The organism is Longimicrobiales bacterium (assembly GCA_035764935.1).
Classification (GTDB): domain Bacteria; phylum Gemmatimonadota; class Gemmatimonadetes; order Longimicrobiales; family RSA9; genus DASTYK01.
The window spans coordinates 1-6,249 of record DASTYK010000001.1 but is presented as its reverse complement, the minus strand read 5'-3'; the positions used below and the strand labels follow the sequence as shown (position 1 = coordinate 6,249).

Sequence of the window (6,249 nt, the reverse complement as noted above, 5' to 3'; positions counted from 1 at the left end):
CCACTCCACGTCCGACTTCGATGCGGCTGCCGACGTCTTCACCGAGACTGTCGCCCTCGAGCGCACCTACCTCGGTGCAAATCATGCGCGTCTCGCCGCAACGCTCAACAACCTCGCCTCGAGCATCCATTACGCCGGCCGTCTGGAAGAGGCAGAACCGATCTACCACGAGGCCGTGAGGATCGCACGGGCCACGCTGGGCGAGCACCACCCCGAGACCGGCATCTACCTGCAGAACATCGCCGGACTGTACGACGAGCTCGGCCGGTTCGACGCAGCCGTTCCCTTCTACGAGGCATCGCTTCGCGCGCACGACGCGTCACTGGGGCGCGACAATCCCAACACCGCGCTGCTGCTGCGCAACTACGGCCTCAACCGCTACGAGGCCGGCGCTGCCGACCAGGCCGTGGAGATGCTGCGGGAAGCGCTCGCCACAATGCGTGCGCAGATGGGAGAGGACCATCTCTACACTGCCGTCACTGCCTCCGCCCTGGGCAGCGCACTGACCGCGACAGGAGAATTCGCCGAAGCCCGCCGCCTTCTCGTGAGCGCGCGCACGTCTCTGGAAGCACAGCTGCCGCCGGATCACTACCTCCTGCTGTCCGTGCTGCGCGAGCTCGGCCGGCACTACATGAGCACGGGCATGTACGAGGCCGCCGAGCCGCTGCTCCAGACGGCGTACACCGGCTACGTCGAGCAGTACGGCACCGACAACTTCATGACGCGCCGCGCGCGGGGCCTGCTGCGTGAGCTGTATGTCCGCACCGGTCGCGGCGCGCTGGCCGAGGATCTCGACGAGGATACGGACGAGGCGGGCGGACAGTAGCGAAGGGGAGATGAAGCGGGAAAAGACGAGGGCAGCGCGTCATCACGCTGCCCCGCATCGTTTTCATCCGGGTCGTACCGCGGCAGCGCTGCCGCGGCGAGCACCGATGTCAGCTCTGCGGGACCAGCAGCGTCACGGCGTCTCCGCGTGCCGGCGTCTCCACGACGAACACGACGCGCCGGTTCATCTCGGCACCCGCGTCATCCTTCTCGGCACCATCGATCACCAGACGATCCTCGCCGTAGCCGACGCTGCGCACGTCCGCGGCGATACCACGCTGCAGCAGATACTCACGCACCGAATCCGCCCGGCGCTCCGACAGCTGCTCGTTGTACGCACGCGGGCCCGCCGGATCCGCAAAGCCCTCCACCGTCACGACAGCACCGGTGTAGTGCTTGCTGACGACGTCAACGAAACGATCGAGCGCCTCGTAGTCCTGCGGACGCACCGTCGCATCGTCGAACGCGAAGTGAACCGGCAGCACGAACTGCAGCCCGTTCTCGACCGCTGCGATGCGAGCATCGTAATCCTCGCGCATCGTCTCGAGGTCCGTGCGGAGCTGCGCCAGGTCCGCGGCCAGCCGCTGGTCGGCCGACATCCGCTCGTTGCGCTCCTGCTCGAGTGCCGCCTCCTGGTTCGCAACACGCTGCTCGACGTTGCGCAGAGCGCCCTTCGTCGCACACGCGTTCACGAACACGAGGCTCACGAGCGGAACTGTCAGCAGTTTCCAGGTACGCTTCATACTACTCCCTCCAGTGCAGGGTTGTGACCTGTTCGCGCCATTCGGCGCTGTGTGACCCCGCGCGCGCAGCGCGAGACCGGTGCCAAAGTACACACGTCCGCCAGTGTCCACAGCAGGAATGGACCATTTTCGCGCAAATTCTTGATTTCACCATGAATTACAACGGTTCCCGCAACGGCACGCCACCGCATTTCCTGCACATTGTAGCGGCTGCTGCGAAGGAAGTAGCGGACGCCCGCGCCAGATCGTCCCTCCCGCTGTATACTGCGGCATGATCATCCACCTCCTGGACGGAACGTACGAGCTGTTCCGCCACTTCTATGGGCTGCGCAGGTTCCGCAAGGACGGCGATCCGCCCTTCGGCGCCGTGCTCGGCGTCCTGCGCACCGTGCTGCAGATGCTCGAGAACGATGCGACCCACATCGGCGTGGCCACCGACCACGTCATCGAGTCCTTCCGCAACGAGCTCTGGCCTGGTTACAAGACGGGCGCAGGCGTCGATCGGTCACTACGCGCCCAGTTCCATCCCCTCGAGGACGCGCTCGCGGCCATGGGCGTGGTCGTGTGGCCCATGGTCGAGCTGGAGGCAGACGACGCCCTCGCGTCCGCCGCAGCGCGCGCTGCAGACGACGAACGCGTGGAGAAGGTCTGCATCTGGACGCCCGACAAGGACCTCGCGCAGTGCGTGCGGGGCACACGCGTCGTGCAGATCGACCGCCGCGGCAACCAGATCCGCGACGAGAACGCCGTGCGCGAAAAGTTCGGCGTCCCGCCTTCCCTCATTCCCGACTACCTCGCCCTCGTCGGCGACAGCGCCGACGGCTTTCCCGGCATCGCCGGCATCGGGCCGAGCACCGCCGCGCGACTGCTCAACCGGCACGGCCCCATCGCTGAGTTTCCGGCCGATGTGCTGAAGGACGACCGCGAGCTCGCTTCCCTGTTCGTCACACTCGCCACACTCCGGACCGACGCACCCGTGTTCGCCGATGTCGATGAGCTGCGCTGGCGTGGTCCGACCGGGGCATTTCCTGAATGGGCGGAGAGGGTCGGTGAGCCGAAGCTCGTGGCGCGAGCGGAGAAGGTGGCTTTGCTGAGGGCCTGAGCTCGTAGGGCAGAACCAGTTTCACACGGAGGACAGAGCCAGTTTCACGCAGAGCCAGTTTCACACGGGATGGCAGGGCCAGTTTCACACGGAGGTCACAGCGGACACCGAGGTCACAGAACTCGCTCGCCTCACCGCACGTTGTTCGGATGGACGCGTCCAGTTTTCTGTACTGGTCTCGGCAACCCGCATTCGCCTGCTGCCGCGCACGTTCGGAGACCGCGAAACAGCTTTAAAAAAACGGATGCTTCCACGCCGGCATGGATGGCATGTGTGCAACGAACCCGCAGTGTCCGCTGTGGCCGCTGTGGCCTCTGTGTGAGAATCACCATGCAATGTGACCAACCGCTTTGCTGTGTGAGACTCGCTCTGCTGGGTGCGAACGCTATGCGCCCTCACCCCGGCGGTGAAAACAAGCTCTTGACCCCGCCCCAATCCCATCTTACTTTCCGTCCAGGTTAATTAACCATACGGGAAACAATGACCGAAGACCCACTCTCCGTCACCTTCGCGGCACTGGCCGATCCGACGCGCCGGGCCATCCTGGAGCAGCTCGCCGGGGGTGTCGCGACCGTTACCGAGCTGGCGGCTCCGTTCGAGATGAGCCTGCCCGCCGTGTCGAAGCACCTGAAGGTGCTCGAGCGGGCGGGACTGGTCGAGCGAGGGCGGTTCCAGCAGTGGAGGCCGGTGCAGCTGCGCCCGGAGCGGCTGCGCGAGGTTTCCGACTGGGTCGAGCAGTATCGCCGTTTCTGGACGGGGAGCTTCGAGCGGCTGGACGATTACCTTCAGGGACTGCAGCAAGGGGGACGTGATGATGAAGGGTAGCGAAGTACTGGGTGGGCCGGCGTTCGAGGTGCGTGGCAACGATCGCGAGATCATCGTGCGCCGCACATTCAATGCACCGCGCGAGCTGGTGTTCGACGCCTTCACGAGCGTGGATCACATCAGCAACTGGTGGGGCCCGGAGGGGTTCCGCACGACCACGGAACACATGGACGTGCGGCCGGGCGGTGTGTGGCGCCACGTGATGCACGCTCCTGACGGCACGGACTACCCGAACTACATCGTGTACCAGGAAGTCGAGCGTCCCGCGAAGCTGGCGTGGGCGCACGGTACACGGGAGGGGGAGCCGTTCGCATTCCATGCGACGGTGACGTTCGAGGAGATCGAGGGCGGCACGCAGGTGACGCTGCACCAGGTGCATCCGACGAAGGAGCAGCGGGACATGCTGGTCGAGCAGGTGGGCGCGCTGGAAGGCGGCAAGAACACCCTCGATCGCTTTGCCCGGGTGGTGGATGCGCTGCAGCAGGCTCACGCCTGACGACGCGGAGCGCGGCGTGAGCATGGCGGATGGCTGATCGCCTCGCGAAGCCGGGCCGCAAGCGCGGCGCGAACGGGCTGTGGCTGGCTGCCGCAGCCCTGTTCGCGCTCGTGCTCATTCTGCTGCTGTCTCAGCGGCCGCGTGTCGTCTTCGACGAAGTCGGCGAGTACGGCCGTGTGCGCGTGACGGAGAACGCCGCCGGGTTGCGCACGCTCTACACCGGGGAAGGCCGCGCGCGTCAGAGCGTGATCCGCCCGGGCGACCCGCTGCACCTCGAGCTGCCCTACACACGTGTCGCCAGCATCGGGCTCGCCCTGGTTCCGCCCGACGCCCACATCCTGTACGTCGGTCTTGGCGGCGGCGCCATGCCCATGCATGCCCGCCAGGTGTTGCCGCGCGCCACGATCGACGTCGTGGAGATCGATCCCCTGATCGTGCACGTCGCGCAGGAGCACTTCGGCTTCCGTCCTGATTCCCTGCTGCGCGTGCACACGGCCGACGGCCGGGCCTTGATCGAGGCTGCCGCCGTTGAATCCTGGGACCTCATCGTGCTCGACGCGTTCTCCGACGATGCGATCCCCCACTCCCTCGCCACGCGCGAGTTCCTGGAGGTCGTGCATTCGCGGCTGCGGCCGTCGGGGGTCGTGCTGAGCAATCTCTGGACGGCAAACGACGCGTACGCATCCATGCTCGCGACGTACCGCAGCGTTTTCGCTGCCGCTCACCTGCTGCACGTCCCGAATCGGCGGCAGGTCGTGCTCATTGCGTCCCGGCCGCTAGGCGTCGTCACGCGTGATACGCTGGTCGCCGCTGCACGCCGGTCCGATGATGCGCTTCTCGAATCGATCGTTCGAAACGGCTATGAGGCGCTATCCGCGACTCGTGCTACGGTGCTGACGGATTCAATGTCGGTTATTCACCGCTGAGACGCGGAGGGCGCCGAGTTTTATTCACACGGGGTCCACAGTGGGCACAGTGTGGGGTTGCCCCGGTTTGGTGGACACTGTGGTTAAGCTGCAGGCTTCTTGAGTTGCAGCTGACGTTCGTAGGAGGCGGGTGCTAGATAGCCCAGGCTGGAGTGCAGCCGCCTCCGGTTGTACCACGTCTCGATGTACGTGAACACGGCGCCTTTCGCCTCGGCCCGCGTGCGCCAGTCTGCACCGCTGACGAGCTCGCGCTTCAGCGTCGCAAAGAAGCTTTCCGCAACAGCGTTGTCCCAACAGTTACGGGGTCGGCTCATGCTTCGACGGATGCCGTGCCGCTCCAAGGCGGCTCGGTACTCTGAGGCTCCGTATTGTACTCCTCGATCAGAATGGTGCAGCAGGCCCGGTCCCGGCTGTCGACGCTGAATTGCCATCTCCAGCGCGCTCAACGTCAACTCGGCCGTCATAGTGGCGGACATCGACCATCCCACGACCGCGCGACTTGCCAGATCCAGCAAGACGGCCAGATACAGCCAGCCCTGACGCGTCGGAAGGAATGTGATGTCAGCGGCCCATACTCGATCGATGTCGCTGATCGAGTCCGGCTGAAAGCATCGCTGCAGCAGATCGGCGGTCTGCACCGACGAGCCGCTCGAAAACGCCGGGCGGAACTTCCGGTGATGCTTGCCTCGCAGGCCTCGAGATCGCATTAAGCGAGCGACCCGCTTCCGACCGACCCGCAGGCCGCGATCTCTCAGCTCACGATGAACCCGCGGACTGCCGTAGCTTTGCCGGCTCTCGGCGTGAACGGTCTGCACCACCTGCTGTAGCTCCTCATCGCGTCGCTGGCGTGCACTGAGCGGACGTCCGGTCCAGGCGTAGTAGCCGGATCGACTCACCTGCAGCACCCGGCACATCAAAGCGACTGCGAACTCGTGTCTATGAGCAGCGATGCACGCGTACTTCACGGGGACTGCTTCGCGAAGTACGCCGCCGCTTTTTTTAAGAAGTCCCGCTCCTGGCGGACGGTCTCGAGCTCTCGCTTGAGCCTGCGAACCTCTTCCGACTCCACGTGGCCAGCCGAATCCGCAGCTTCACATTTCGTGAAACCAACCCTTCCGTCGGCCTGCTGCTTCCAACTCCGCAGCATGTCAGCGCGGATCCCCAACTCTCTGGCCACCTGCGCAATCGGCTTCTCACCCTGCTCAATCAACCGAATCGCTTCAGCCTTGAACTCCGCCGAATAGGCCCGACGCTTCTTTCCCATGTGGACACCTCCTGTCCCAACATGCCGATTGGGACTGCTTGGTGTCCACCAAACCGGGGCAGGGCCAG

Annotated in this window: 8 protein-coding genes; 5 read left to right on the top strand and 3 right to left on the bottom strand. The window is 65.2% G+C overall.

The genetic code is table 11. The features are described 5' to 3' along the window. Positions 1–826: tetratricopeptide repeat protein (locus tag VFU06_00040; GenBank protein ID HEU5207768.1), on the top strand; the 826-nt coding region annotated here is incomplete at its 5' end. Positions 827–935: 109 nt separating this feature from the next. On the opposite strand, the gene VFU06_00035 is transcribed toward VFU06_00040, so the two are convergent. Next, the gene (locus VFU06_00035) at positions 936–1,568 is read right to left on the bottom strand and encodes an OmpA family protein (GenBank protein ID HEU5207767.1); all 633 of its coding nucleotides are present in this window, start codon (positions 1,566–1,568) and stop codon (positions 936–938) included. 271 nt (positions 1,569–1,839) lie between these two features. Here VFU06_00035 and VFU06_00030 point away from each other — a divergent pair, with 271 nt between their 5' ends. The 4 genes from VFU06_00030 to VFU06_00015 all read left to right on the top strand — a co-directional run bounded on the left by VFU06_00030 (position 1,840) and on the right by VFU06_00015 (position 4,917). After that, the gene (locus VFU06_00030) at positions 1,840–2,670 is read left to right on the top strand and encodes a 5'-3' exonuclease H3TH domain-containing protein (protein HEU5207766.1); all 831 of its coding nucleotides are present in this window, start codon (positions 1,840–1,842) and stop codon (positions 2,668–2,670) included. 480 nt (positions 2,671–3,150) lie between these two features. Then, a complete protein-coding gene (locus VFU06_00025; protein ID HEU5207765.1) occupies positions 3,151–3,495 on the top strand; it encodes a metalloregulator ArsR/SmtB family transcription factor in 345 nt (114 codons plus the stop codon). Then, the gene (locus VFU06_00020) at positions 3,482–3,991 is read left to right on the top strand and encodes an SRPBCC family protein (GenBank protein HEU5207764.1); all 510 of its coding nucleotides are present in this window, start codon (positions 3,482–3,484) and stop codon (positions 3,989–3,991) included. The genes VFU06_00025 and VFU06_00020 overlap by 14 nt, the downstream gene beginning before the upstream one ends. A 29-nt stretch (positions 3,992–4,020) precedes the next feature. Further along, positions 4,021–4,917: a fused MFS/spermidine synthase gene (locus VFU06_00015; protein HEU5207763.1), complete on the top strand. Its 897-nt coding sequence runs from the start codon at positions 4,021–4,023 to the stop codon at positions 4,915–4,917. 83 nt (positions 4,918–5,000) lie between these two features. Here the strand turns inward: VFU06_00015 and VFU06_00010 are convergent, their stop codons facing one another. Both VFU06_00010 and VFU06_00005 read right to left on the bottom strand, forming a co-directional pair. After that, positions 5,001–5,882, bottom strand: a complete 882-nt coding sequence (locus VFU06_00010; GenBank protein ID HEU5207762.1) for an IS3 family transposase — start codon at positions 5,880–5,882, stop codon at positions 5,001–5,003. Then, positions 5,879–6,181 (bottom strand): transposase, encoded by a 303-nt coding sequence (locus VFU06_00005; protein HEU5207761.1) that lies wholly within the window; start codon positions 6,179–6,181, stop codon positions 5,879–5,881. Before VFU06_00005 ends, VFU06_00010 begins: the two co-directional genes overlap by 4 nt. Between the last annotated feature and the right edge of the window lie 68 nt (positions 6,182–6,249).

Coding starts and splice junctions, on each gene's coding strand:
- VFU06_00020 (HEU5207764.1), top strand. CDS start 3,482: ATGATGAAGGGTAGCGAAGTACTGGGTGGGCCGGCGTTCGAGGTGCGT.
- VFU06_00005 (HEU5207761.1), bottom strand. CDS start 6,181: ATGGGAAAGAAGCGTCGGGCCTATTCGGCGGAGTTCAAGGCTGAAGCG.
- VFU06_00030 (HEU5207766.1), top strand. CDS start 1,840: ATGATCATCCACCTCCTGGACGGAACGTACGAGCTGTTCCGCCACTTC.
- VFU06_00015 (HEU5207763.1), top strand. CDS start 4,021: ATGGCTGATCGCCTCGCGAAGCCGGGCCGCAAGCGCGGCGCGAACGGG.
- VFU06_00025 (HEU5207765.1), top strand. CDS start 3,151: ATGACCGAAGACCCACTCTCCGTCACCTTCGCGGCACTGGCCGATCCG.
- VFU06_00035 (HEU5207767.1), bottom strand. CDS start 1,568: ATGAAGCGTACCTGGAAACTGCTGACAGTTCCGCTCGTGAGCCTCGTG.